This window comes from Desulfotruncus alcoholivorax DSM 16058 (assembly GCF_000430885.1).
Classification (GTDB): domain Bacteria; phylum Bacillota; class Desulfotomaculia; order Desulfotomaculales; family Desulfallaceae; genus Desulfotruncus; species Desulfotruncus alcoholivorax.
In genome coordinates this window covers 189,057-214,848 of sequence record NZ_AUMW01000001.1, presented here as the reverse complement: position 1 = coordinate 214,848, position 25,792 = coordinate 189,057, and the positions used below count along the sequence as shown (strand labels likewise).

Annotated in this window: 26 protein-coding genes; all 26 read left to right on the top strand. The window is 48.6% G+C overall.

Features of this window, described 5'->3' with window-relative positions; all coding sequences use genetic code 11:
• The first annotated feature begins 116 nt into the window (after positions 1–116).
• The 26 genes from H569_RS0101155 (at position 117) to H569_RS18860 (ending at position 25,792) form a co-directional block, all read left to right on the top strand.
• A complete protein-coding gene (locus H569_RS0101155; RefSeq protein WP_114679237.1) occupies positions 117–725 on the top strand; it encodes a hypothetical protein in 609 nt (202 codons plus the stop codon).
• Between the two features lie 5 nt (positions 726–730).
• Positions 731–1,333 (top strand): SpoIIIAH-like family protein, encoded by a 603-nt coding sequence (locus H569_RS0101150; RefSeq protein ID WP_238492440.1) that lies wholly within the window; start codon positions 731–733, stop codon positions 1,331–1,333.
• A 311-nt stretch (positions 1,334–1,644) separates the two neighbouring features.
• The gene (accB, locus tag H569_RS0101145) at positions 1,645–3,489 is read left to right on the top strand and encodes an acetyl-CoA carboxylase biotin carboxyl carrier protein (protein WP_027363457.1); all 1,845 of its coding nucleotides are present in this window, start codon (positions 1,645–1,647) and stop codon (positions 3,487–3,489) included.
• Between the two features lie 18 nt (positions 3,490–3,507).
• Positions 3,508–4,851, top strand: a complete 1,344-nt coding sequence (gene accC, locus H569_RS0101140) for an acetyl-CoA carboxylase biotin carboxylase subunit (protein WP_027363456.1) — start codon at positions 3,508–3,510, stop codon at positions 4,849–4,851.
• A 65-nt stretch (positions 4,852–4,916) separates the two neighbouring features.
• The gene (locus H569_RS0101135) at positions 4,917–5,318 is read left to right on the top strand and encodes an Asp23/Gls24 family envelope stress response protein (RefSeq protein WP_027363455.1); all 402 of its coding nucleotides are present in this window, start codon (positions 4,917–4,919) and stop codon (positions 5,316–5,318) included.
• A gap of 15 nt (positions 5,319–5,333) precedes the next feature.
• Entirely contained in the window at positions 5,334–5,870 is a 537-nt protein-coding gene (amaP, locus tag H569_RS0101130) for an alkaline shock response membrane anchor protein AmaP (protein WP_027363454.1), read from the top strand.
• Positions 5,871–5,883: 13 nt separating this feature from the next.
• Positions 5,884–6,102, top strand: coding sequence for a DUF2273 domain-containing protein (locus tag H569_RS0101125; protein ID WP_027363453.1), 219 nt, complete (start codon positions 5,884–5,886; stop codon positions 6,100–6,102).
• Between the two features lie 10 nt (positions 6,103–6,112).
• Positions 6,113–6,508: a transcription antitermination factor NusB gene (nusB, locus tag H569_RS0101120; RefSeq protein ID WP_027363452.1), complete on the top strand. Its 396-nt coding sequence runs from the start codon at positions 6,113–6,115 to the stop codon at positions 6,506–6,508.
• A gap of 271 nt (positions 6,509–6,779) precedes the next feature.
• The gene (locus H569_RS0101115) at positions 6,780–7,640 is read left to right on the top strand and encodes a sulfide/dihydroorotate dehydrogenase-like FAD/NAD-binding protein (RefSeq protein ID WP_027363451.1); all 861 of its coding nucleotides are present in this window, start codon (positions 6,780–6,782) and stop codon (positions 7,638–7,640) included.
• Complete coding sequence (gene gltA / locus H569_RS0101110) at positions 7,640–9,055, top strand: NADPH-dependent glutamate synthase (protein ID WP_027363450.1); 1,416 nt, start codon at positions 7,640–7,642, stop codon at positions 9,053–9,055. The genes H569_RS0101115 and gltA overlap by 1 nt, the downstream gene beginning before the upstream one ends.
• 36 nt (positions 9,056–9,091) lie before the next feature.
• Positions 9,092–10,303: an exodeoxyribonuclease VII large subunit gene (xseA, locus tag H569_RS0101105; protein ID WP_027363449.1), complete on the top strand. Its 1,212-nt coding sequence runs from the start codon at positions 9,092–9,094 to the stop codon at positions 10,301–10,303.
• Between the two features lie 19 nt (positions 10,304–10,322).
• Entirely contained in the window at positions 10,323–11,174 is an 852-nt protein-coding gene (locus H569_RS0101100) for a bifunctional 5,10-methylenetetrahydrofolate dehydrogenase/5,10-methenyltetrahydrofolate cyclohydrolase (RefSeq protein ID WP_027363448.1), read from the top strand.
• Positions 11,175–11,185: 11 nt separating this feature from the next.
• Positions 11,186–11,818, top strand: coding sequence for a cyclodeaminase/cyclohydrolase family protein (locus H569_RS0101095; RefSeq protein WP_027363447.1), 633 nt, complete (start codon positions 11,186–11,188; stop codon positions 11,816–11,818).
• A gap of 155 nt (positions 11,819–11,973) precedes the next feature.
• Positions 11,974–12,204 (top strand): exodeoxyribonuclease VII small subunit, encoded by a 231-nt coding sequence (xseB, locus tag H569_RS0101090; protein ID WP_027363446.1) that lies wholly within the window; start codon positions 11,974–11,976, stop codon positions 12,202–12,204.
• Positions 12,204–13,088, top strand: coding sequence for a polyprenyl synthetase family protein (locus tag H569_RS0101085; RefSeq protein ID WP_027363445.1), 885 nt, complete (start codon positions 12,204–12,206; stop codon positions 13,086–13,088). Before xseB ends, H569_RS0101085 begins: the two co-directional genes overlap by 1 nt.
• A gap of 854 nt (positions 13,089–13,942) precedes the next feature.
• Entirely contained in the window at positions 13,943–14,509 is a 567-nt protein-coding gene (locus H569_RS0101080) for a hypothetical protein (RefSeq protein ID WP_027363444.1), read from the top strand.
• A 121-nt stretch (positions 14,510–14,630) separates the two neighbouring features.
• Positions 14,631–16,526, top strand: coding sequence for a 1-deoxy-D-xylulose-5-phosphate synthase (gene dxs, locus H569_RS0101075; protein WP_027363443.1), 1,896 nt, complete (start codon positions 14,631–14,633; stop codon positions 16,524–16,526).
• Between the two features lie 25 nt (positions 16,527–16,551).
• Positions 16,552–17,355, top strand: a complete 804-nt coding sequence (locus tag H569_RS0101070; protein WP_027363442.1) for a TlyA family RNA methyltransferase — start codon at positions 16,552–16,554, stop codon at positions 17,353–17,355.
• 35 nt (positions 17,356–17,390) lie between these two features.
• Positions 17,391–18,260 (top strand): NAD(+)/NADH kinase, encoded by an 870-nt coding sequence (locus H569_RS0101065; RefSeq protein WP_027363441.1) that lies wholly within the window; start codon positions 17,391–17,393, stop codon positions 18,258–18,260.
• Positions 18,250–18,864, top strand: coding sequence for a tRNA (mnm(5)s(2)U34)-methyltransferase (locus H569_RS0101060; RefSeq protein ID WP_034629071.1), 615 nt, complete (start codon positions 18,250–18,252; stop codon positions 18,862–18,864). The genes H569_RS0101065 and H569_RS0101060 overlap by 11 nt, the downstream gene beginning before the upstream one ends.
• Positions 18,845–19,300 (top strand): arginine repressor, encoded by a 456-nt coding sequence (gene argR, locus H569_RS0101055; protein WP_027363439.1) that lies wholly within the window; start codon positions 18,845–18,847, stop codon positions 19,298–19,300. Before H569_RS0101060 ends, argR begins: the two co-directional genes overlap by 20 nt.
• 6 nt (positions 19,301–19,306) lie before the next feature.
• Positions 19,307–21,007: a DNA repair protein RecN gene (recN, locus tag H569_RS0101050; protein ID WP_027363438.1), complete on the top strand. Its 1,701-nt coding sequence runs from the start codon at positions 19,307–19,309 to the stop codon at positions 21,005–21,007.
• Between the two features lie 315 nt (positions 21,008–21,322).
• Entirely contained in the window at positions 21,323–22,666 is a 1,344-nt protein-coding gene (gene spoIVB, locus H569_RS18865; protein ID WP_309294763.1) for a SpoIVB peptidase, read from the top strand.
• A 141-nt stretch (positions 22,667–22,807) separates the two neighbouring features.
• Positions 22,808–23,572: a sporulation transcription factor Spo0A gene (gene spo0A / locus H569_RS0101040; protein WP_027363437.1), complete on the top strand. Its 765-nt coding sequence runs from the start codon at positions 22,808–22,810 to the stop codon at positions 23,570–23,572.
• A 199-nt stretch (positions 23,573–23,771) separates the two neighbouring features.
• Entirely contained in the window at positions 23,772–24,896 is a 1,125-nt protein-coding gene (gene steA / locus H569_RS0101035; protein ID WP_081410824.1) for a putative cytokinetic ring protein SteA, read from the top strand.
• Positions 24,897–24,907: 11 nt separating this feature from the next.
• The gene (locus tag H569_RS18860) at positions 24,908–25,792 is read left to right on the top strand and encodes a copper transporter (protein ID WP_034629068.1); all 885 of its coding nucleotides are present in this window, start codon (positions 24,908–24,910) and stop codon (positions 25,790–25,792) included.

Genomic DNA, 25,792 nt, shown 5'->3' with positions numbered 1-25,792 from the left:
CAGGAGTCAGGAGTCAGAATAATTTTTGGCTACAATTCAAGTGGAATGTAAGAAATCTCTACTGAATTCTGACTACTGAATTCTAAATTAATAATCATTGGTGCGAGGTGATGAGCATGGATAAAAAAGACATCTTTAACCCACGCAACAGGCAATTTTGGTTGCTGCTGCTGCTTTTAATGCTGGGGGTTTTATTAATGATGCTCGGCAGCTGCGGCACCGGAAAACCAGCTCCCGGGTACACGCAGCCGCAGGGCGGCCAGAAACCGGAAGATGCTGTGAAAACCAGTGCAGCCGGTGATTCCCTCATGAGCAAGGAGGAAAAGGCACTGGCCATGGAACTGCAACAAATGCTGGAGGATGTTTCAGGGGCAGGGCGGGTAGAGGTTTCGGTAAACCTGGCCACATCTACTTATAATAACTATGCCATCAATACAACGTCCGGCCTAAAAACCACCCAGGAAAAGGACCAGAGCGGCGGCACCAGGCAGATTACTGAAAACACCAATTCCGGGACAGTGGTGCTCAGCAAGAGTGACCAGGGCTACGAAGGGCCTGTGTTGGAGCGGGAAATGGCGCCGGAGGTGGCCGGGGTGCTGGTGGTGGCCGAGGGGGCGGGTGACCCCAGGGTAAAAGCCGATTTGTTCCGGGCCGCACAGGTGGCACTGGGCGTTGAGCCCCAAAAGGTTATTGTTCTGCCAATGAAGAAGGAGGGATTACATTGATCAAGGTGATAAAAATTAACCGCAAAAAAATTGCGCTGGGCTTATTGGCCCTTTTGGGGATAGCCTTATGTGTCGCCGGCTTCGGCGGCGCGGCTCAAAAAATAGCCGGCATATTTAACAAGACGGAAACTGCCAGCGTTTCCATCAGCCAGCCGGGGCAGCCACCAACACCTTCCCTTACCGGAGACGCAAAAACTGAGGATAAACAAGATTTAAGTTCAGAGCAGACGCAAAGTGACATTTCGGATCCCGAATCTTTTTTTGTGGAATACCGCATGGACAGGGAAAGAGCCAGGGGTAAACAGGTGGAACTGCTGCGGGAGGTAATGGCCTCCTCCTCCATTGATGAAGAAACGCGCAAAACCGCTCATGAAAAATTTTTAGATATCAGCAGTAGTATTTCCAAGGAGATGGAGCTGGAGAACCTGCTCAGGGCCAGGGGATTCAAGGACGCTGCAGTTTTCCTGGACGGGGATAGCGTAACCGTGGTTGTTCAGCCGGGTCAAAAAGAGGTTGCTTCCAGGGACAACTCCGATTTGGCCCAACTGGTGGCGAAAAGCACCGGCGTAACAGCGGATAATGTAATCATCATAACAAAAGATTTTTAATAACTAATCAGTATTTATAGCTGGACTGAAAAATGTGTTTCAAGGGCTGTGCTCCTAAATTGTAATTCTGGCTACTGTCCTGAAAATAGATTTTTATTCCCCTGCTGGTGCCGCGCCAGCGGCATGGACGTCTGAATTCTGAATTCATAAAAGAATACCATATATATTGTACTGTATACAGTGTATTTGGTCGAAATATTGTATACTTGCGCTAAAACTATTTAAAATTTCACAAAAAATAATATAATTTCATTATGTGTAATGGGTTGTTTACAAAATAAACAACCTTTTCTTTTTGGGAGGAGATCATAATGCCTGGAGTAAAAATTACCGATACCACATTGCGTGATGGACACCAGAGTTTATGGGCTACCAGGATGCGCATCGACGATATGCTGCCTATAGTTGAGAAACTGGACCGGGTGGGTTATCATTCGCTGGAGGTTTGGGGGGGCGCAACGTTTGATGTGTGCCTGCGCTATTTGAATGAAGACCCTTGGGAAAGGTTGCGCATAATCAAGTCTCATGTTAAACGAACGCCGCTGCAAATGCTGCTTAGAGGACAATCGCTGGTTGGTTACCAGCATTATCCGGATGATGTGGTTGAGGCATTCGTCACCAGAATGGTGGAAAACGGCATTGATATTATCAGGGTTTTTGATGCCTTAAACGATATCCGCAATATGGAGACGGCAATTAAAACAGGTATCAAGACGGGTGCCCACGTGCAGGCTTCCGTGGTCTATACGGTCAGTCCCGTCCATAATACAGGGCACTACCTGGAGACCGCCGTAAGGTTGGAGGAACTGGGGGTCAACTCAATTTGCGTCAAAGATATGGCCGGACTGCTGACGCCGTATCAGGCTTACGAATTGATCAGTAAATTAAAAGAAAAAATAGGGCTGCCGGTACAATTACACAGTCATTATATTGGCGGGTTGGCCCTGGCAACTTATCTAAAGGCTGTTGAGGCCGGGGTGGACGTAATAGACACGGCTTCAGTGCCCCTGGCCTTCGGCGCTTCGCAGCCCCCGGTGGAAACCGTGGTCCGGGCGCTGCAGGGCACACCGTACGATACCGGCTTGGACATGGCCCTGCTGTTTGAAATCGCCGGGTACTTTGAAGAGGTGCGTAAAGAGAGGGGTTACGAGCGCGGCGTTACACGGATTAACGACATGAGGGTTTTTGAACACCAGGTGCCGGGAGGAATGATTACCAACCTGGTAACCCAGCTGGAAGAGCAGAAATCGGCCCACCTGCTGCCGCAAGTGCTGGATGAAATCCCCAAGGTGCGCCGGGAATTGGGTTATCCCCCTTTGGTAACCCCGACCAGCCAGATTGTCGGGACCCAGGCGGTATTAAACGTGCTGCTGGGTGAACGGTATAAGCTGGTGCCGGGAGAGGTCAAAGCTTATTTCCAAGGATTATACGGAAAGCCGCCGGCCCCCGTGGATGAAGCAATCGCCCGCAAGGTGCTGGCCGGCAAAGAGCCCATCACCTGCCGCCCTGCCGATTTGCTGGAGCCAAAGATGCAAAAGGCCGGGAATGAACTGCAGGGATTGGCACGCTCGGCTGAAGATGTTATCTCATATGCCGTCTTCCCTCAAATCACGAAAAATTATTTAGAAAATAAAGGAATTTGGGGGCAGGCACCGGATAAAAAAGGTTCCACCAACAGTCCAAAGGAGGTACATGAAATGGATTTGGCACAAATTAAGGAGCTGATCCAAATAATCAATCAAACTGATATTGCCGAGTTTTCTCTGAACAGTGACGGAGTGCAACTGGCAATCAGAAAGGCGGGGTCCACCCGGGAAAGCACCGGCCACGAGGACGGCGAGGTTGAAAAAAACCAAGGCGGCGTGGCCCCGCCGGCGCCTCCCAAGGCTGGGTCACCCAAAGCAACTGAACCGGGAGGAACAATAATTAAATCACCCATGGTGGGGACTTTTTACCGTGCCCCCGCCCCTGATGCCGAACCTTTTGTTGAAGTGGGGACCAGAGTTGAAAAAGGACAGACCCTGTGCATCATCGAGGCAATGAAATTGATGAATGAAATAGAATCCGAAGTAAGCGGCACTGTGGTTGAAATTTTGGCGGAAAACGCCCAGGCCGTGGAGTACGGCCAGCCGTTGATAGTTGTGCAGGAGGATTAACAGAAATAGGTGGTAAAAATGTTCAATAAAATATTAATTGCCAACCGGGGGGAAATAGCCGTTAGAATTATCAGGGCCTGCCGGGAAATGGATATAAAAACGGTTGCAGTGTATTCCGAGGCCGACCGGGAAAGCCTGCATGTGCACATGGCGGACGAATCGGTCTGCATCGGACCGCCTTCGCCGGGCCGCAGCTATCTCAATATCACCAACGTCATCAGCGCCGCCAAAATAACGGGGGCGGACGCCGTTCACCCCGGGTATGGTTTCTTGGCCGAAAACGAGCTGTTTGCGGAAATGTGCGCGGCCAATGACTTGACTTTTATCGGTCCCCCCGCAGGTGCCATCAGGAAAATGGGCAACAAGGTGCTGGCCCGGGAAGCCATGAAGGAGGCCGGAGTGCCGCTGGTGCCGGGCTCTGACGGTCTGACCGGAGATAAAAAACAGGCTTTGGAGGTGGCCAGGCGGATCGGCTACCCCATTTTAATCAAGGCGTCGTACGGCGGCGGGGGCAAGGGGATGCGGGTGGCCCAATATGAGGGCGAAATGATTACAGAGATGGAGACGGCCCGCTCCGAGGCAGCCGCAGCCTTCGGCAACGGTGAGATTTATTTGGAAAAATACATTGAAGAACCACGCCACATTGAAATTCAAATTCTGGCGGACAACCACGGCAATGTGGTACACCTGGGTGAAAGAGACTGCTCCATCCAGCGCCGCAACCAAAAGATAATTGAGGAATCGCCCTCCGTGGCGGTGGACGAGGGACTGCGCCGTCGTCTCGGGGAAACTGCAATTCTAGCCGCCAGGGCAGCCAATTATTGCAGCGCCGGAACGGTTGAATTTCTGCTGGACCGGCATGGCAACTTTTACTTTATCGAGATGAACACCAGAATCCAGGTGGAGCATCCGGTTACCGAGATGGTTACGGGTATTGATTTGGTAAAAGAGCAAATACGCATCGCCGCAGGGGAGCAGTTGGGGTTTAAACAGGAAGATATCCAATTTAACGGCTGGTCCATCGAGTGCAGGATCAACGCCGAGGACCCCCTGCGTGATTTTGCGCCCTGCCCGGGCAGAATAACGAAGTATCACCCGGCCGGCGGCGCCGGTGTGCGACTGGACAGCGCCGTATATGCGGGCTGTGAGGTGCCGCTGTATTATGATTCCATGTTGGGCAAGTTGATTGTCTGGGGCCGGGATAGGGACGAAGCGGTGGCCAGAATGCAGCGGGCTCTGGATGAAATGCAAATTGAAGGTGTTAAAACAACCATACCTTTTCACCGCCGGATTTTGCGCAATGCCTTTTTCAGACGAGGTGAAATATATACCAACTTTATCCAAAGGAGAATCATGGGCTGATAAAAATTGCGAAAAATTTCCTCCATGTGATATAATTGCTGTAAATACGGGCTGGAGGAATGTAAATGGAACAGCAGGAAGGCGCACTGCGTGAAGAGAAAAACAGTCTGGGCTCGATTAGAATATCAGAAGAAGTAGTGAGTATCATTGCCGGCCTGGCTGCAACCCGGGTGCCCGGTGTGGCGGGCATGAGCGGTGGCGTTGTCGGCGGGTTAACAGAAAAACTGGGCAGGAAAAACCTGACCAAGGGCGTAAAGGTAGAAGTCGGCGAGAAGGAAGCAGCTGTTGACCTGTACATTGTAGTAGATTTCGGCACCCGCATACCCGAGGTGGCTGCCAATATTCAAGATGCCGTCAAACAGTCGATTGAGAAAATGACCGGCCTGGTTGTTGTTGAAGTTAATGTAAATGTACAGGGAGTGGCTTTTGCACAAGAAACGGAAGTTGAAGAAAACAGGGTGAAGTAACCGGGAGGATCGAGCATGGGGCCCTTTGACCGGGGAATTCTGGCAATCTACAGTATAACACTGACTTTATTAGGCCTGGTTGCCGTGGCGTTTATGGCCGGCTGGCAGGAACCCTGGCTGAGATTGTGGCGGGAAATATCGCTGCCGGACAACAGGGAAGTATTATGGGCGCTAGTGGCTGTTTATATTATCATGGGGAGCCGTTTGGTTTGGAAAAGCATCAGGGGGGAGCACAAAAAGAAACAGGCCGTTGTGCATGAGCGGAGCCTGGGCGAAGTACGTGTTTCACTGCCAGCAATTGAATCACTGGCTGAGAAGGAAGCATATAACGTGGAAGGTGTGAGAGAAGCCAGGGCCAGGGTCGGGACTGCTCATGAAGGCATCAGTGTTAAACTTAAGGTAACGGTTACTCCCGATATTAGCGTTCCGCAGCTGTCTGAATGCCTGCAGCAACAGGTTAAGGACCGGGTTCATAATGTGGTGGGGATTACCGTACATGAGGTTCGTGTAGCGGTGGAAAGTTTTTCAAATCGCAAATCCAGGGTGGAATAGGAAGTAGAGGCTAATGGATAATCGCCTTTTACTGGAATGGATCTTGAACAACCGGGGTAAAATAATAGGTGCGCTGGTAGGTTTGGGCATAAGCATCTCAATTATAGTATGGGGCATCTTGAAAACCCTGTTGATTATTATTTTTGTTTTTCTGGGTTATTATGGCGGCAAGCAATTGGACGACCGGGTGGACATAAAGGATATAATTTTGCGTTTGTTGGGAGAAAGGTGACGGTTAAGTAATGGGAAGAAGACAGGCCAGGGAATCGGCTATGCAGGTGCTCTACCAATTAGAAGTGGGCAAAGTTGATATTGAAGAAGCTTTTCGCTATTTACAGGATAATTTCGCCCCGGCCGAAAAAGACCTGGAATTTGCCCGGCACCTGGTAAACGGCACAGTAAATAATCTGGCCGCGCTGGATGAAACCATCGCCAGGTACAGTCACGACTGGCAGATAAACAGGTTGGCCGTGGTGGACAGAAATATACTGCGCCTGGCGCTGTACGAAATTTTATTCGAAGGCACTCCATTGGGGGTTTCCATTAATGAAGCCGTAGAAATGGCCAAACTTTATAGTGGTGAAAAATCAGGCAAATTCATAAATGGCATCTTAAGCGCGGTGTCCAAACAAAGTTGACTTTTGGGTCAACTTTTTAACTTTTGGGGTCAGGCTTGAAATATTCACTTATTTCAAATAAGTGAATATTTCAAGCCTGACCCCGTTATCGTTTCAAGCCTGACCCCGTTATCGACCCCGTTATCGTTTCAAGCCTGACCCCGTTATCGTTCGTTATCGTTTTTTAAAAATTTGCTCATTACTAAAAATGCGGCAGGAATCATATGCTTGGCCTCGAAGTATATATTTTAGATTTTTTTAAAAACATCTTGGGGGAGGGTTAAGGGGTTATATGTTTAAAATTTTAGAAAAAGAAGTATTCTCACCAATTATCAAGCAATTTGTCATTGAAGCGCCTAAAGTTGCCAGAAGCTGCAAGGCCGGCCAATTCATCATCCTGCGTATTCATGAAGAAGGGGAAAGGATTCCCCTTACCATTGCCGATTTTGACCGGGAAAAGGGTACAATTACCATTGTGTTCCAGGAAGTCGGTAAAACTACAACCCAGCTCGGCCAAATGGAAGCGGGAGACACTATTAAAGATTTCGTGGGGCCGCTTGGTGAGCCTTCACACATTGAAAAATTTGATGGCCCGGTAGTGGTTGTAGGCGGCGGTGTAGGTGTTGCACCGGTTCACCCCATTGCCAGGTCACTTAAGGAGGCAGGGAACCACGTAATCGGCATAATCGGCGCCCGCACCGGCGAATTGCTGTTCTGGGAAGACAAGATGCGGGAAGCATGTTCGGAACTGCTGGTTACCACCGATGACGGCAGCTACGTGCGTAAAGGCTTTGTAACTGACGTATTAAAAGAGGTTATTGAAAAACACGGCAAGGAAAACATCCCCTTGGTTTTGGCCATCGGGCCCCAGCCGATGATGCGCGCGGTCAGCAACCTGACCAAGGAATACGGTATTAAAACAATTGTCAGTTTGAACGCCTTAATGGTTGACGGCACGGGTATGTGCGGCTGTTGCCGTGTGTCCGTAGGCGGGGCCACCAAATTCGTCTGCGTTGATGGGCCTGAATTCGACGCCCATGCGGTTGATTGGCTGGAACTGGGCCGCCGCGGCGCCATCTTCCGTCCACAGGAACAACAGGCTATGGAACACCATCAATGTAAATGCGGATCCGGATGCGGAGGTGCTAAATAATGACTGATGAAAAGAAGCCTAAAAAGGAAATAAAACCGACCAAGAACCCGATGCCTGCCCAGGATCCCGTTGAGCGGGCCAGGAACTTTAATGAAGTGGCTCTGGGCTATTCCGAGGAGGCTGTTATCGACGAAGCCAAGCGCTGCCTGCAGTGCAAAAAAGAGCCCTGCCGCCAGGGCTGCCCGGTTGAAGTTGAAATCCCGGCCTTTATCAAGCTGGTGGCGGAAGGCGATTTTGCCGGCGCCATCGCCCGGATTAAAAATAAAAACGCGCTGCCGGCGGTTTGCGGCCGGGTTTGCCCCCAGGAAAACCAGTGTGAAAAATATTGCACCCTGGGTAAAAAACATGAGCCGGTCGGCATCGGCCGGATTGAACGCTTCTGTGCCGACTGGGAACTGGCGCACGGGGTGAAAACACCGGAAGTCGCCCCTCCCACCGGCAAGAAGGTTGCCATCGTAGGATCGGGTCCATCCGGGCTTACCTGCGCTGCCGACCTGGCCAAGCTGGGACACAAAGTAACCGTATTTGAGGCGCTGCACGTTGCCGGCGGCGTTTTAATGTACGGTATTCCCGAGTTCCGTCTGCCCAAGGCCGTGGTTCAGGCCGAGGTGCAAAACTTAAAGAACCTGGGTGTGGAAATTGAGGTCAATTCTGTTGTGGGTAAATTTACCACGGTTGACGAGTTAATGGAAAACGGGGGTTTTGACGCCGTATTTATCGGAACCGGTGCCGGTCTACCCTACTTTATGAACATTCCAGGTGAAAATTCCTGCGGCGTTTATTCCGCCAACGAATTCTTGACCAGGACCAACCTGATGAAAGCTTACAAATTCCCCGATTTTGATACACCTATTAAATTGGGCAAGAAAGTCGCAGTACTGGGCGGCGGCAACGTGGCCATGGACGCTGCCCGCACCGCGCTGCGCCTGGGCGCCGAAGAATCCTGGATCGTTTACCGGCGCTCCCACGAGGAACTGCCCGCCAGGAAGGAAGAAGCTGAACACGCTGAGGAAGAAGGAGTCAAATTTGCCTTCCTGACCAGCCCGGTTGAAATCGTCAGCAATGAGGACGGCTGGGTAACGGGGATGAAGTGCATCAAATACGAGCTGGGTGAGCCCGATGCTTCAGGCCGCCGCCGCCCGGTACCCATTGCAGGGTCGGAATATCTAATGGACGTGGATACCGTGGTTGTAGCTATCGGTCAGGGCCCCAATCCCTTGGTGCCCAGGACCACCAAGGGTCTGGAACTGACTAAAAAAGGCAATATCGTTGCCGATCCTGAAACCGGCGCCACTTCCAAACCGGGCGTTTTCGCCGGCGGCGACGTGGTTACCGGGGCCGCAACGGTTATCCTGGCCATGGGTGCGGGCCGCACTGCGGCTAAATCCATCCATGAATATTTAAGCAATAAGTAAATTAACTGTTTAAGCTCAAAACCCGGGAGGATGATGATGCCATTTATAACTGTGCGGGAACTGACTTTACGGATCAAGGAACTGCTGGAAAGTGATTTCCTGCTGGGCAACCTTTGGGTTAAGGGCGAAATTTCAAATTATAAAAAAGCGGCATCGGGGCATATCTACTTTACGTTAAAGGATAGTTATTCTTGCGTCAGGGTGGTTATGTTCCGGTCCCGCGCCAGAAACCTGCAATTCGGACTCGAAAACGGGTTATCCGTTCGCGTTAACGGGTATGTCACCGTGTTTGAACGTGACGGGCAATACCAGCTTTACGCCGAACGTATTGAGCCGGACGGTGAAGGCGCCCTTTACGCCGCGCTGGAAAAGCTCAAACAAAAACTGGCCGCCGAGGGCTTGTTTGACCAGGCCAGCAAGAAAAAACCGCCTTCGTTTCCAGGTTGCATTGGTTTGGTGACCTCGCCTACCGGTGCGGTGATCAGGGATATGATCAACATCCTGCGGCGCCGCTGGCCTGCCGTGCGGATTATCCTGGCACCGGCGGCTGTACAGGGCGAAACAGCGCCGGAAGAAGTGGCCAGGGGTATCAGGTTGCTCAACCAAATGCCCGGGGTGGATCTAATCATTGCGGGTAGGGGCGGGGGGTCACTGGAAGAGTTGTGGGCATTTAATACCGAAATTGTGGTCAGGAGTATTGCCGCGTCAACCATACCGGTAATTTCGGCGGTGGGACATGAAACCGATTTCACACTGTCTGACCTGGCGGCGGATCTCAGGGCGCCCACTCCTTCGGCTGCCGCTGAATTAGCCGTACCTGACCGGGTGGAAATCAAGAGGATGATCGATATGCACCGGGTCAGAATGACCCGGTGCATTCAGCAAAAAAAAGCTGTTTACCGGCAGAGACTGGAACAGTGTGCCAAGAACAGGGTGCTGGCCAGGCCGCTGGAAACCATTTGCGACCAGCGACGGATGGTGTTGGACCAACTGGAAAGACAACTGGGCAAGGTAGTTCAGGGCTCCGTTAAGGAATCGGCGGGAAAAATTGCCCTGCTGGCCGGGCGCCTGGATACTTTAAGCCCTTTGGCCACGCTTGCCCGTGGTTATAGTCTTGCCTTCGGGCCTGACGGCAAGGTGCTTCGTGAGGCCCGGCAAATTAAAACCGGAGATTCCGTAACCGTACGACTGCACCGCGGCGTGTTGAAGTGCGAGGTACGGGAAATTAATAAGACTAATGATTCTTAAAAAGGGGAGGAAATAAATTATGGCTGCGTCCCTAATTGATGGAAAGGCAATTGCGGCGACGATCAGGGAAGAAGTAAAGGCGGAAGTGGCCCAGTACAGGGAAAATGGTATTATTCCCAAGCTGAATGTGCTGCTCGTCGGTGATGACCCGGCTTCGGTAGTTTACGCCCGTTCCAAAGAGAAAGCCTGCGCTAATGTGGGTATTGATTTTGAACTGGTGACCCTGCCGGGATCCACCAAAATCGAAGAAGTACTGGCTCTGATCGACCAGTGGAACAAAGACCCGAAAGTCCACGGAATTATGATTGAAATGCCGCTGCCCAAGGGAATGGACAAAAAGGTTGTTTTAGAAGCCGTAGATCCCAAGAAAGACGTTGACGGGGCCCACCCCATCAACCGCGGCTACATTTTAAGCGGCGGCGAAGGACTGTTCCCGGCTACTCCTCAGAGCTGTATCGAAGTTATGCTTCGCTCCGGTATTGAAATCAAAGGCAAAAATGCCGTTATTGTAGGCCGTGGCGAAACTGTCGGCAAGCCGCTGGTATTTATGATGCTGAACCAAAACGCCACTGTAACCGTCTGTCATACCAAGACCGCCGACCTGGCCTATCATACCAAACAGGCTGATATTATCATTGCGGCGGTGGGCAGAGCTAAAATGATCACCGCAGACATGATCAAGCCCGGCGCAGTTGTTGTTGACGCCGGCATTAACCCTGCCGAGGGCGGTGGCATTTGCGGCGACGTTGATTTTGAAAACGCCAAAGAAGTGGCCGGGTATATTTCTCCCGTTCCCGGCGGTGTGGGCAGCCTGACCACTGTGCTGATTCAAAAGAACGTATTAAAGGCCATTAAGCTACAATCTCAATAGGAGGTTAAACTGTGAGCGAAATTTTTGATTTTCCGTTTCGTAAAGTAGTGGCGGTTTCCGCTTCCGATGCCCCCACCCCCGGCGGCGGCAGCGTGTCGGCACTTGTCGGCACACTGGGAGTGGCCATGACTGCCATGGTCGGCAACCTGACCGTAGGTAAACCCAAGTTTAAGGATGTTGAACCAGAGGTCAAGGAAATCACCGGTGCGGCCTATTTCATTATCAATAAACTGGAAAAACTGGTTTCAGCCGATATTGCAGCCTTCGGTAAATTTATGGATGTCTACCGCATGCCTAAAAATACCGATGAGGAAAAGGCCAAGCGGGAAGAAATGATGCAAAAGGCTTTAAAAACCGCTACCGACACCCCGATGGAAATTGCCAGGGCCCTGCTGGAAGCTCTGGAAATCACCGACCGACTGGCCAAAATAGGCAACAAAATGGCCATCAGCGATGCCGGTGTTGCCGCGTACATCTGCGAGGCGGCTATCAACGCAGTATTGCTCAGTGCCGATATTAACATTCCCATGGTTAAAGATGAAGAATACGTAAATAATATCCTTGCCGAAAAAGAACAGCTGGTCAAAAAAGCCAGGGAACTAAAAGACAAGGCCGTTGCGGTTGTGCAGGAAAGAATGAAGTAAACTAAATAAAGTAAACTAAACTAGCAAAAGGGGCTTCAAAAGCCCCTTTTGTGTTATAGAAATTTTTTTATTTATCTAGTAATTTACTTGACGGATTATATATAATAGTTAAAAAACAAACAAAATAGTTAAAATGGAGGTTTATACTGGAGATAATGGGTAATAACAAGGATGTATCCTTCGAAAAAGCTTTAGCCAGGCTTGAGGAATTGGTCAGTAAATTAGAGGAGGGAAACCTTCCTCTGGAAGAGTCGCTGGAATTATTTGCCGAGGGCATTGAATTAACCAAGAAGTGCAGCCGGCATTTGGAAGAAGCCGAAAAACAAATCAACATTTTGCTTGAAGGCGGGGACGGTAAACCTGTCTTACGGGAAGAGGATATGTAATGGACTTTAAAGCTGAATTAACCAGGCGGGCCCTTTTAGTTGACAAGGCTCTGGATAGTTACTTGCCTGCGGCAGATGCTTACCCCTCCGTAATTCACGAGGCAATTCGGTACAGCATTTTCGCAGGAGGCAAAAGATTAAGGCCGGCCCTGGTGATGGCTTCCGCCTGTGCTGTTGGCGGAGATGAAAATTTAGTTTTACCGGCGGCTTGCGCTGTTGAGGTTTTGCACACCTATTCACTGGTGCATGATGATTTGCCCGCCATGGACAATGATGATTTGCGCAGGGGTAAGCCCACCTGCCACAAAAAATTTGGAGAAGCTATCGCTATTCTGGCGGGCGATTCAATGCTAACCATGGCTTTTGCACTGCTGGCCGGAATGGCTGGCAGGGTGATGCCGGATAGGGTTGTGCAAGTCATATCGGAAGTGGCCCTTGCGGCCGGTACCTGCGGCTTGATTGGCGGGCAGGTGGTGGATCTTTTATCCAGCGAAAATGAGATCACCAAGCAGGAATTGGAATACATCCATACCCATAAAACAGGAGCATTATACCGGGCCTCGGTTAGGGCAGGGGCTATTTTATCCGGTGCCTCCCCGGAACAAATTCAAAATCTGACTGCTTATGCGGATAACCTGGGACTTGCTTTTCAAATTGTCGATGACATTCTTGATATTGAGGGTGACGAGGAAAAATTAGGGAAGCCTGTGGGCAGCGATAATAAAAACCAGAAGGCGACTTACCCGGCGCTTTACGGGCTGGAAGAGTCCAGAAAGTTAGCTCGTGCAGCCGGAGATTACGCCCTGGCTGCGCTTAATTCCCTGGGAGCGGAAGCGGAATTCCTGCGCTTGCTGGTTCAATTTGTGCTATCGCGGGAGTATTGAAAGAAATATTGGAGCTGTCATTGCAAGCGCAGCGAAGCAATCTTATAAGCAGATACCCGGTACATAAAACAGCAATCTCGCTAATTCAACCATACCCAAGCGCGGCCTAGAGCGGGTCAGCAATGGGATGCACCTATTCATAATTGATCATAACAGGCTGTAATTGACTCATAGGAGCTATTGGGAGCGGTTGTTGTTAATACAGGTATTGTGTTATAATTTTGCACTGACGGTATTAAATAAGACAAGTAACGCAGTATCCTAGTCGGGAACCCTTTTTTGAAGGCGGGCCTAAAAATCCGTCAAGGGCACATCGATGAAGTTCCTGGTGCTGGCTGCCGACGCCCAGTTGGGGGTTGGTACTGGGAGTTAAGGGGGCGGGGCGACCTGCAATGGCATGTGGGCGTTGACCCTGCCCCCGTGGAGACCCAAGTGCGTGGAACATTGTCATTGGCAATTACTATGGCTTGGGTATAAACCTGCATGTGGTGAAAGCTGCGTGCAGTGTAGCCTGCCTTGAGTGGTGGCGGTGGAGGTCCATGAAGTGGTATATTATGCACGGGCCCACGCATAATATACCACAGGCTTAAACCGTCACTGCAAAAGAGGCTAAAAAAAGGTACTCCCGTAGAGGAAAACTCCTAGGCTGTCCTGTAACGGGGCGGTACGGGGATTAAAGTGCGGACTAAGTGGTAATTCAGCCTCGAAAACGGCAACGTTTCGAAGTTTTGTTTAAAGGGAAACCGCCGGTATGGCGACAACCGGTATGAAACTGGGAAAACCTGCTGGACCTAAGCCGCAACATTTACCCGTATCGCTGTTACTTGTCTTCTTACATATATGGAGTGAATTTGTTGAGAAATAATAAATCCACCGTATCTATTAAATATGTTTTTACTGTTGCCTTTATTTCATTCAGTTTAGCTGCATTGTTTTTTTTGTTGTCTGAATTTTTATCGCGCTCCATTAACAGTTTAGTATTATCTTTTTTGTTTTTAACCCTAATTATATTTTTGGGTATTTCTGCCGATATCGTCGGTACTTCGGTTGCGGCAGCTGAAGAAGCGCCCTTTCACGCCAAAGCCTCAAAGCGGGTGTCAGGAGCTAGGGAGGGCGTGTTCCTGATTCGCAATGCCGACCGGGTGGCAAATATTGCCAATGATGTTGTCGGCGATATCGCGGGCACCGTCAGCGGGGCGCTGGGAATAGCGCTGGTAATTAAGATAATGAGTATCTGGCAGGATACAAATAGATTTATTTTGAATATGATAATCACAGCGTTGATCGCGGCTTTTACTGTCGGGGGCAAGGCTTATGGCAAAAAAATTGCAATTAGCCGGGCAAATGATGTGATTTTTTTTGTGGGTAAAATTATTGCCGTATTTGGCGGTATAACCGGGATCAGGCTGGTTAAAAAATAGTAATAACAGGAGAGTCAGAAGTCAGGAGTCAGGAGACAGAATATGAACGGTTTATCGTCTTGTAATATTCTGAATTCTGACTACTGAATTCTGAATACCTGAATGGATAGTAGGTGAAACTTTGGGCAAATATTTAGATCAAATCAATTCACCCAAAGATATTAAATCATTAACACTGGCCCAACTTGATAAACTTGCATCGGAAATCAGGGAGGAAATAATCTCCACTGTTGCCAGTAACGGCGGGCATCTGGCTCCCAATTTGGGTGTAGTTGAACTAACCCTGGCGCTGCATTATATTTTTCGCACCCCCCATGATAAAATAATTTGGGATGTAGGGCACCAGTGCTATGGTCATAAATTGATTACGGGACGCCGGGAGCAATTCAAAACCCTCCGCCGGCATGGCGGAATCAGCGGCTTCCCCCGGCCGGATGAAAGCGAGCATGATGCCTTTGCCACGGGGCACAGCAGTACCTCAATATCAGCTGCCCTGGGTATGGCTCTGGCCAGGGACTATAATGGCGAAAAAAGCTCTGTCGTGGCGGTAATAGGCGACGGGGCCATGACCGGCGGTATGGCCTTTGAGGCGCTTAATCATGCCGGACATCTCAAGACCGACTTAATAGTTGTATTAAACGATAACGAAATGAGTATATCGCACAATGTCGGCGCCATGTCCCGTTACCTGAGCCGGATCAGGACGGATCCAAAATACTCCAGAAGTAAAGATGAAATAGAGCAATTGCTGCGTAAAATACCTTCCATCGGTTCCACCGTATTAAAGGTGGCGGAACGGCTTAAAGATGGCTTAAAATACCTGATGGTGCCGGGAATGATCTTTGAAGAGTTGGGTTTCACCTACCTTGGCCCGGTAGACGGGCATAACATCGGGTCCATGTTGGTTACCCTGGAGCAGGCCAAAAAACTGGGCGGTCCGGTTTTGGTGCATGTGCTTACTGAAAAAGGACGGGGTTACGGGCCGGCGGTAGAGAAGGCCGATAAATTCCACGGCATAGGACCTTTTGATATTGATTCCGGGGACTGTCTGAAAAAAAGTGACGTCAGTACGTACACGGAAGTGTTTGGGAATACTCTTACACGGTTGGCCGGGAACAACCCAAAAATTATAGCTATAACCGCGGCGATGTGCAGCGGCACAGGACTGAGTGATTTTGCCCAAAAATACCCGAAACGCTTTTTTGATGTGGGTATTGCCGAACAGCACGCTGTGACGTTGGCTGCAGGGATGGCCAAGTCGGGATTAAAGCCGGTGGTGGCTGTTTACTCCACCTTTTTGCAAAGGGCCTATGATCAAATTATTCACGATGTGTGCCTCCAAAACCTGCCTGTTGTCTTTGCCGTAGACCGTGGCGGCATCGTAGGTGACGACGGACCTACCCACCATGGTGTATTTGACTATTCTTTTCTGCGGTCAATTCCCAACATCACAATCATGGCGCCGGCAGATGAGAATGAATTGCAGCACATGCTTTTTACAGCGCTAAATCTGGATGCTCCCTGCGCCTTGCGTTACCCGCGCGGTACCGGTGTGGGCGTGGCTCTGGACGCGGCGCCGGAACCAATAGCCATTGGCAGGGCGGAAGTAATTACCGAAGGCAAGGATATAACTTTACTGGCTGTGGGGAACATGGTGCAGGTGGCCCGTAAGGCCGGGGCTATGCTGAAAGATCAAGGCATACTGGCTACGGTGATTAACGCCAGGTTTGTCAAGCCGCTGGACGCAGACTGCATAACCAGACATGCAGCGCGAACCGGACGGCTTATAACCATTGAAGAAAACGTCCTGGCCGGAGGTTTTGGCGCCGCAGTGCTGGAGTTGCTGTATTTTTCGGGCTATACCGGGATTCAGGTTAAAAGTATAGGAATTCCGGATGATTTTGTAGAACACGGCACCCAGTCTGAATTGCGCCGGAAATACGGGTTAGCACCGAAGAACGTAGTTGACACGGCATTACAAATGATCAACCGGCGCAAAATTAAAGGAATAAAATAGCCGGCCTATTGGAGGATCCTAAAGCTTGACGGAGAAGAAAAGAATAGACCTGTTGCTTGTGGAAAAGGGTTTTTTTCAAAGCCGGGAGCAGGCCCGGGCTGCAATTATGGCCGGAGACGTATCAATCAACGGCGCGCCGGTGGATAAACCGGGTCAAAAGGTGACTGCAGATCCGGAAATAACTATACGCGCCAAATTGCGTTATGTGAGCCGGGGCGGGCTTAAATTAGAAAAAGCACTGAAAGTATTTGCTATCGATCTGCAGGGGAGAGTTGTCCTTGATATAGGCGCTTCCACCGGAGGGTTTACTGATTGTGCCCTGCAAAACGGAGCCAGTTACGTTTATGCTGTTGATGTCGGTTATGGCCAGATAGCCTGGTCCTTGCGCAATGATCACAGGGTTTGTGTGCTTGAACGAACAAATATCCGGTACCTGGAGAAAGATGTTTTTAAATCCGGAGTGCCGGATTTTATTACTATAGACGTTTCTTTTATTTCACTGTGCCTTGTTTTGCCACGGGTAGGCTTTTTATTGGACAATTACGAGGGAGTTGCATTGGTGAAACCCCAGTTTGAGGCCGGCAGGGAAAGAGTCGGTAAAAAAGGCGTGGTAAGAGACCCGTCAGTCCACAGGGACGTGTTAAAAAAGGTAATAGACTGCTTTGAAGAGCTTGGCTGCTCCGTCCTTGGCCTGGACTATTCCCCGGTGAAGGGACCGGAAGGCAACATTGAATACCTGCTTCATTTTCAAAAAGGTGGACAAGCTGTTGGGGACAACCGGGCGATGATTGATGCGGTGGTGCAGGCAGCCCACCTCAACCTTGATTGACCTGGATCGAAAGGCTTTTTACGGAGGGCTACCGTTTGAAAACTATTGGCTTGTTATCCAACTTGGAAAAGGATAAAATAGCGCCTCTGGTGGATGAAATCTGCACCTGGTTGGGAAACCATGACATTACATTGCTAAAGGACGAAAAAAGTGCCTGCGGCACCACTCGGGGTACCTTTGTTTGCTCCCGCCGGGAAATGGTTGAACGTGCCGACTGCCTGATTGTGCTTGGCGGTGACGGTACTCTGCTGCATAGCGCCCGGCTGGCGGCGCCCTTTGGGGTGCCGATTTTCGGCGTCAACCTGGGCCGGCTTGGTTTTCTGACTGAAGTTGACATTCCGCACATCCATTTGGCCCTGGAAAGATTGCTGGCCGGCCAGTATACCATTGAAGAGCGCATGATGCTGGAGGCCGGTGTAATCAGGGAAGGACAACCCTATGAGCCTGTGACCGGATTAAACGATGCTGTTATTACCAAGGGGGGCTTTGCCCGGTTAATTGTTTTAGATACTTTTGTGGACGGGCAGCATTTTAATACCTATTATGCAGACGGGGTAATTGTGGCCACTCCTACCGGCTCCACGGCTTACTCGTTATCGGCCGGAGGCCCGCTGGTAGTGCCGCACCTGGATTTAATGGTTGTTACCCCCATCTGTCCCCACGCACTTTGGGCCAGGCCGCTGGTTATTGCTGCGGGCAGCGAGGTCAGGGTGACACTGCTTTCCAGGCAGGGCGAGGTAATGCTTACAATGGACGGACAACATGGAATGCGGCTTAACTATGGCGATATAGTTAAAGTCAGGAGGGCCGAGCACCGGGCCAAATTTATTAAACTGAATAACCGTACATTTTTTAATATCCTCAGAGAAAAATTGAAAGAAGGGGACGGGAAAAATGAAACGTAGTCTGCCCGTTCACTTCACGGGGGTACATGGCAATGCCGTCCTTTTGGCGCAAAAATTTCTCGCCGAAGTACTGCAAGAGGGCAGTTGTGCTGTAGACGCCACCGCCGGCAACGGTAACGACACCCTTTTTCTGGCCAGATGCGTGGGCCCGAAAGGAAAAGTATATTCCTTTGATATCCAGCGCCGTGCGCTGGAGCAAACAGCTGCCTTGTTAAAAGAAAACGGCCTGCTGGGGCGGGTGCAGCTGATCCAGGCCGGCCACGAACACATGGAAAAATACATCAAAGAAGCTTTAAGGGCGGTAATTTTTAATCTGGGTTATTTGCCCGGCGGAGACCATGCGGTGACAACCAGGCCGGAAACCACCATCAATGCGGTTAACGCGGCGTTAAAGAACCTGGAGCCCGGCGGCAGAATAAGTGTGGTTATCTATACCGGGCATACCGGCGCTGCCGAGGAAAGCCGGGCCGTGGAAGACCTGGCGGCAATGCTTGACCCTGAAATTTACGGGGTGCTTAAATTATCATTTCTGAATCGATCTGCCCTGGCCCCGTATTTAGTTTTGGTTGAGAGGAGGGTAACCGATGAAAACCTGGCGCCATAAGAAAATCCTGGAAATAATCAAAGATAATGACATCAGCACTCAGGAAGATCTGGTAGAATCCCTGCGGGAGGCCGGGTTTGCAGTTACCCAGGCGACAGTTTCAAGGGATATAAAGGAACTGGGGCTAATTAAGATCCCGGGCAGTTCGGGCATTTCACGTTATGCCGTGGCGGGCGAGCCGGTAAACCCGAGAAACGAGGACAGGATAAAAAGATTTTTCAGGGACTCGGTGGTATCCCTGGATAACAGCGAAAATTTAATCATCATCAAAACTTTACCGGGAGAAGCCCAGGGTGTGGCATCTGCCATCGATAATTCCGGCTGGCCGGAAATAATCGGGACAGTGGCCGGTGACGACACAATTCTAATAGTAATCAAACCCAAAAAAATGACCCACTCTGTGATGAAAAAGTTTGCCGCCTTAACCGGGAGGTGATCACGGGTGTTAATTTCACTTTATATTCAGGATTTTGGACTGATTGACAACGCCGAAATAGAATTTGGCGTCGGCTTAAATGTTTTAACCGGCGAAACCGGCGCCGGTAAGTCAGTCGTCCTTGATGCACTTAAGGCCACCCTGGGTTTTAGAATCCAATCAGACATGATCAGGACCGGGCGGGAACGGGCAGTGGTGCAGTCAATGTTTGATATTAACGGCCTCAGCGGTGTCCTGGACAAACTGGAGGAGTACGGGCTGCAGCCGGGTGCAGAAGATGACTTCATGCTGGCGCTAAGCAGGGAAATAAACCGCCAGGGCAGAAATATCTGCCGAATTAACGGGCGGATAGTAAATTTAAGCGTATTTAAAGAAATAGGCGGACTGCTGGTCGACCTGCACGGACAGCATGACCAGCAATCATTGCTTTTAATTGACAGGCAGGTTTTGCTGCTTGACAGGTTTGGCGGGCACGGCCTGGAAGAGCTGGTAAAAGAAACGGCCCGTGCCTATCGTGAGTGGCAAAATAACGTTAAGCGCAGGGATGATATTACCGGCGGCAGCCGGGAGAGACAGCAGCGCAGGGATACAATCAAGTATCAGTTGGAGGAGATTGACGGAGCAAAATTAGTTGGAGAAGACGAAGATGAATTAAACCGCCGCCGCAATTTGTTGGCCAACGCCGAGAAAATTGGTTTGCTGGCGGAAGGGATACTGAAAAAAATATATCAGGGCGATGACATGCACCAGGCTGTAGTTGATTTGCTTGGCAATTCCCAAACTGAACTGGAGGAGTTAACCCGTTACCTGCCGGGAATGGCAAGTATCTATGAAAACATACAGACAGCTCTCTGCTTGGTGGAAGATGCCGCACGGGAGCTTTCCTCGTGCCGCGAAAACATAGAAATGGACCCTCGTGAATTGAACTACCTGGAGGAAAGACTGGCGCAAATTGAGCGGCTGAAAAAGAAATATGGAGATACCATTGAAGATATCATACAATACCGCAATACCTTGGCTGAAGAATTAGAAGAGCTCGATGCGCTTGATATTGACGCAACTCATATTGAAGAACTGGTTGAATCAAGTAAAAATAACTATATTGAAACGGCAAATAAAATGGAAAGGCTTAGAATGGAAGTTGCGGAAAGATTAAAGAAGGAAGTGGAAGCTGAGCTATCCGAGCTGGAAATGACGGGCGTACAGTTTGATATCGGTTTCTTTCCCGGGACTCCGGGGCCGGGTGGGATAAACAAAATTGAATTTTTGATTTCGCCTAACCCGGGCGAACCTTTAAAGCCCTTGGCCAAGATTGCCTCCGGAGGGGAATTATCCCGTGTGATGCTGGCTTTAAAATCAATTCTTGCCGGAAATGATGACCTGGCAACCCTGGTTTTTGATGAGGTCGACGCCGGAATCGGCGGAAGGACAATGCGGTCCGTAGCCGAAAAGCTGGATAACCTGGCGCTAAAAAAACAAGTTTTATGTGTTACACACTCAGCAGTAATTGCAGCTTATGCCTCGACCCATTACTTAATTGAAAAATTGGTTGAGGATAAAAAAACAACGACAATAATTAAACGTTTGGACGATGATGCCAGAATTAATGAATTAAGCCGTATGCTTGGCGGAGACAGTACTTCGGATAGCTTGATTGAATTTGTTAAAAAAATAAGAAAAAACCTAACTTCTCAGGAGTCAGAATAATTTTGGGTACAATGCGTGGAATGTAATAAATCCCTACTGAATTCTAATTAGTAATTCTGAATACCTGAATAGTAACGAATAATTAATTAGAAAAATTAGTAGGAGCCGCCATCAACGGCTCTTTTTTGTTTTGGAATAAATTTTCCAATCCATTCTCTAATCTCCAACCCCAAACTTCTAATATGTTACAGGTTCAGACCGTCCCGCTTCAAACGGGCAAATGCCAATGTGCGGCACAACAGGGCGGAATAATTGAATCGCTGCGAGGCCAATTTAAACTTAGAAATAAATTTTTAAAAAAGGAGGTAGGCCGCCCTGGGACGCAGCAGAAAAATCAGCAGCAGATTTCGCTCAACAACAGCATTTATTCTAGTATTTGTTTTTTTTATGTGTTTAATGACTGCAAATTCATATTGGCATAATTTTCTACCCGCGCGGCAGTACATTAAAACCGGGGATAACGTTGTTGCAGGTATGGAACTTCCCAAGATGATGAGGAAAAATATCAGCCTGCATATCCATTCTTCTTCAAGCTTGCTTTCAATAGGCGGTAATAATTATCAGGATTTAATTATAAAACCTGGGAGCTCAATGCCGGTAGCTGCAAAACCGGGTAAGCTTGATCTGCACTTTAAACTCTTTGGTTTGATACCGATCCACCATATGCTGGTAGATGTTGTTGCTCCGGTTAAAGTTATACCAGGCGGGCAGTCAATTGGAGTTCTGCTCCATTCTGAAGGTGTTATGGTTGTAGGAGAGGCTGCCATTGATCAAGACGGCAAAAAGGTTTTTCCTGCCCGGGATGCGGGTATTTCTGTTGGTGATTTAATATTACAACTTAACGGTAAAGAGGTGACAAGTGAAAACCAGTTGCAAAAATTAATTGATAAGTGCGGCAGGCAGGGAAAAGATGTTAATTTATTAGTCAAACATGGAAATGAAGTAAAAAGATTAAAAATCAACCCGATTTTATGCAATGAGACAGGCCGCTACCGCGTCGGTTTATTTGTCAAAGACAGCGCAGCCGGTGTGGGAACTATTACTTTTTATGATCCCGGAAGTCATGTCTACGGAGCCCTGGGGCATATTATCACTGATTATAGCGGGAAAAGTATTATTAACCCCCGGGATGGAAAAATTGTTGAAGCAACGATAAAAGGGCTTCACCCCGGTAAAAAAGGCGAACCCGGAGAAAAGCTGGGGGTTTTTAAAGGCAAAAGCGATATTATTGGCGATATCAGTAAGAATACCAAGTATGGTATATTCGGCGAATTGGAAAAGGAACTAAAAAACCCTATATACGGCAAACCGGTTGCTGTTGCGCTTTCTTATCAAGTCAAGCGCGGCCCGGCACAAATACTTACGGTTCTTGAGGATAATAACATACAGAGTTTTAATATAGAAATAGTCCAAGTGTTGCCTGGCAAGCAGAGCAAAGGAATGGTCTTGCAAGTCACCGACCCGGAGTTGATTAAGCGTACCGGCGGAATAATTCAAGGGATGAGCGGCAGCCCGATATTACAGGACGGCAAATTGGTGGGAGCGGTTACGCACGTTTTTATCAACGATCCGACAAGGGGATACGGGGTGCTGGCTGAAAATATGTTAAAAGAAGCAAATTTGATTAACATCGAGCAATTACAAAAAAAAGCTGGATAAATACATCATAGACGCTATTTAGCACCAATAAAAAGTAAAAATTTAACAAAAAAGTTAAAAAACAATAAAGGTATTCCCTCCTCCACGTCGAAAAGAAAGTATATTAGAAAAAGATATAACTCTTAGGAGGCGGGAATTTTCATGAGAAAGGCTATTAAGATACTTATTGCAGATGACAACAAAGATTTTTGCGAATTATTGAAAGAGTTTCTGCAACAGCAAGAAGATTTTGAATTAATAGGCATTGCTCTAAACGGTATGGAGGCAATGGAATTAATCAAAGAGAAGTCTCCAGATGTTCTGGTTCTTGATGTTATTATGCCACATTTGGATGGTATAGGGGTTCTGGAAAAGCTCATTGAAACCACCAGGGAAAGACCAAAAGTTATCATGCTCACTGCATTTGGACAGGAAAGTATAACTCAGCGCGCTGTAGAATTGGGAGCTGACTACTATATATTAAAGCCATTTGATTTTAACGTATTGGCTAACAGGATTCGCCAGCTGGCCGGTGGCTTTAGAGTTTCGCAATATATTTCAGTGGCAAAACCTAAAAATTTAGATGTTTCAGTCACCAATATCATTCATGAAATGGGCGTTCCGGCCCATATTAAGGGCTATCATTATCTAAGGGACGCTATTTTGCAGGTAATTGAAGATGTAAATTTGCTTGGTGCTGTAACTAAGGAACTCTACCCCATGATAGCCCATAAATACCAAACCACTCCCAGCCGGGTTGAAAGGGCCATCAGACATGCCATCGAACTGGCCTGGGACCGCGGCAATGTTGAAATGATGACCAAGTTTTTCGGCTACACCATCAATCTTGAACGCGGCAAGCCCACCAATTCCGAATTCATCGCCATGGTGGCGGACAAGCTGAGGATAGAAGCCAAGGTAAGCTGAAAAAGAAAAAATAAAAAGGGCAGGACCGGATTTTCCCTTCCGGAACCTGCCTTTTTATTTTATAAGCATACATTAGAAGAACTTGCGTGATTAACTCAATAAGGTTTTGGTGCATTTATATCATTGTATCCGGGTTATAAATAAACTTGACGGGTACAAGCAAAAACTGTAAAATAACTAAGTTAAGGGCGGTGATATTTTGAAACATATCAAGGGTATAGCCCGTTTAGATAAAAAAACCAAAAATTTGGTTAAAAGATTAAATCCGGGTGACATAGCCATTATTGATCACGCCGACCTGGACGAGGTTGCCGCAAATTCGCTGCTGGAGACAAAGGTTAAAGCCGTTATCAATGTTGCCCATTCTATGAGCAAAACATACCCCAACAGCGGTCCACTTTTACTGGTGAAAGCAGGGATTAAGCTAATAGACTGCCCTGGAGCCGGTCTGTTTCAAAAGATCACCGAGGGTGAAGAATTGGAGCTTCAAAATGGACAAGTTATCAGGGCGGGAAAACTTTTAACCGCGGGTCGGGAATTGGATGAGGGCTATATTCAGGAGAAAATGGAAGCAGCCAGATCTAATCTGGAGGTTGTGCTGTCAGGTTTTGTGCAAAACACCATGGATTATGCCAAAAATGAAATTGGCCTGATTTGCGGACAGTACAAGGCGCCCAAGATTAAAACTGTTTTTAAAGGCAAACATGCGCTAATTGTAGTACGCGGTAAAAATTACAAAGAAGATTTAAAAGCAATTAAATCATATATTAATGATGTTAAACCGGTATTAATAGGTGTGGACGGTGGCGCTGACGCTCTTGCTGAGTTTGGTCTGCAGCCCGATATGATTGTGGGGGATATGGACAGCGTAAGTGATAAGATGCTGTTAAGTGGTGCGGAGCTGGTTGTACATGCTTACCCTGACGGCAGGGCTCCCGGCATGGCCAGGCTGAATGAGCTTGGCTTGACAGCAGCAAGTTACGCCGCGCCTGGTACCAGTGAAGACATTGCCATGCTCATGGCATTTGATAATGGGGCTGAGCTAATTGTAGCCGTTGGCACTCATTCCAACATGATCGACTTTCTGGAAAAAGGGCGCAAGGGTATGTCCAGTACCTTCCTGGTCAGAGCCAAAGTTGGTTCAATCCTGGTGGACGCCAAAGGAGTCAGCAGGCTTTACAGAAGCAAGCCTCAGGTCAAACACCTGGCGCCGATTATTGCTGCGGCGCTGGTGCCGGTAGCGGCTATTGCGGTTATCGCCCCGGCCACCAGAGAACTACTGCGCTTATTGTACATACAATTTAGACTGCTGGTTGGTATTTAAGGTGAAACATTATGATAGTAGATTATAAATATCACATAGCGTCCCTGGTAGCGGTATTTTTAGCACTGGGCATAGGGATTTTAATAGGCAGTACTCTGCTCGGCAATACTGCGCTGGTTGAATATCAAAAACAGGTTACCAACAACCTGGAAAACCAGCTGCAAACACTTAGAAAGACCAATGAGGATATTACTGCCCGGGCTAATACCTTGCAATTGGACACCAATATCAGCAAACAGTATGAAGATCAGACATTGCCAATGCTGGTGGACGGCAGGCTGGCCGGAAAAACCTTTGCGGTAATTGAGCTGAACGGCTATGGTTTCCCCCCGGAAATTACCGAAGTAATTGAAGATGCCGGGGGAACAATTAGTTCTGTTACTTCGATTAATAATTTTTACGATGAGCAAAAAGATTTAAAAGATCTTCGCGAAGAGTTGGGGCTTTGGCCTGATCTAAGTGATGATGAATACCTTGGTAAGCTAGGTACGGAAATTGCTGTGGGGATCATTGACGGAGAAAAAGATTCTATTGTCAACAGTCTTATTGATAAAAAGATTCTACAGTCCACAGGGAAGTTCGGCATACCGGTTGACGGGGTCATAATAATTGGTGGCAGCTATAAACGCCAAGCGCGCAATATGCAGATTGACCTGGCTTTAATTGATTACTTTAAAGAATTAAACATCCCGGTTGTTGGCGTTGAGGAAACAGATGTTTCTTCTTCTTCGATGAAAGAATACCAGCGCAAGCATATTAGTACGATAGACGATATCGACAGCGCGCCCGGCCGCCTGGCGATGGTTTTAGTCTTGGGCGGGCAGCCCGGTAACTACGGTGTTAAATCAACTGCTCAAAAGCTTTTGCCTGATTTAAAAAAACAGGAGGTAAAATAA

Bases quoted from the DNA above. Each gene is read 5' to 3' on its own strand.
- H569_RS0101155 (WP_114679237.1), top strand. From the start codon at position 117: ATGGATAAAAAAGACATCTTTAACCCACGCAACAGGCAATTTTGGTTG.
- accB (WP_027363457.1), top strand. From the start codon at position 1,645: ATGCCTGGAGTAAAAATTACCGATACCACATTGCGTGATGGACACCAG.
- accC (WP_027363456.1), top strand. From the start codon at position 3,508: ATGTTCAATAAAATATTAATTGCCAACCGGGGGGAAATAGCCGTTAGA.
- H569_RS0101135 (WP_027363455.1), top strand. From the start codon at position 4,917: ATGGAACAGCAGGAAGGCGCACTGCGTGAAGAGAAAAACAGTCTGGGC.
- amaP (WP_027363454.1), top strand. From the start codon at position 5,334: ATGGGGCCCTTTGACCGGGGAATTCTGGCAATCTACAGTATAACACTG.
- H569_RS0101125 (WP_027363453.1), top strand. From the start codon at position 5,884: ATGGATAATCGCCTTTTACTGGAATGGATCTTGAACAACCGGGGTAAA.
- nusB (WP_027363452.1), top strand. From the start codon at position 6,113: ATGGGAAGAAGACAGGCCAGGGAATCGGCTATGCAGGTGCTCTACCAA.
- H569_RS0101115 (WP_027363451.1), top strand. From the start codon at position 6,780: ATGTTTAAAATTTTAGAAAAAGAAGTATTCTCACCAATTATCAAGCAA.
- gltA (WP_027363450.1), top strand. From the start codon at position 7,640: ATGACTGATGAAAAGAAGCCTAAAAAGGAAATAAAACCGACCAAGAAC.
- xseA (WP_027363449.1), top strand. From the start codon at position 9,092: ATGCCATTTATAACTGTGCGGGAACTGACTTTACGGATCAAGGAACTG.
- H569_RS0101100 (WP_027363448.1), top strand. From the start codon at position 10,323: ATGGCTGCGTCCCTAATTGATGGAAAGGCAATTGCGGCGACGATCAGG.
- xseB (WP_027363446.1), top strand. From the start codon at position 11,974: ATGGGTAATAACAAGGATGTATCCTTCGAAAAAGCTTTAGCCAGGCTT.
- H569_RS0101085 (WP_027363445.1), top strand. From the start codon at position 12,204: ATGGACTTTAAAGCTGAATTAACCAGGCGGGCCCTTTTAGTTGACAAG.
- H569_RS0101060 (WP_034629071.1), top strand. From the start codon at position 18,250: ATGAAACGTAGTCTGCCCGTTCACTTCACGGGGGTACATGGCAATGCC.
- argR (WP_027363439.1), top strand. From the start codon at position 18,845: ATGAAAACCTGGCGCCATAAGAAAATCCTGGAAATAATCAAAGATAAT.
- spo0A (WP_027363437.1), top strand. From the start codon at position 22,808: ATGAGAAAGGCTATTAAGATACTTATTGCAGATGACAACAAAGATTTT.
- H569_RS18860 (WP_034629068.1), top strand. From the start codon at position 24,908: ATGATAGTAGATTATAAATATCACATAGCGTCCCTGGTAGCGGTATTT.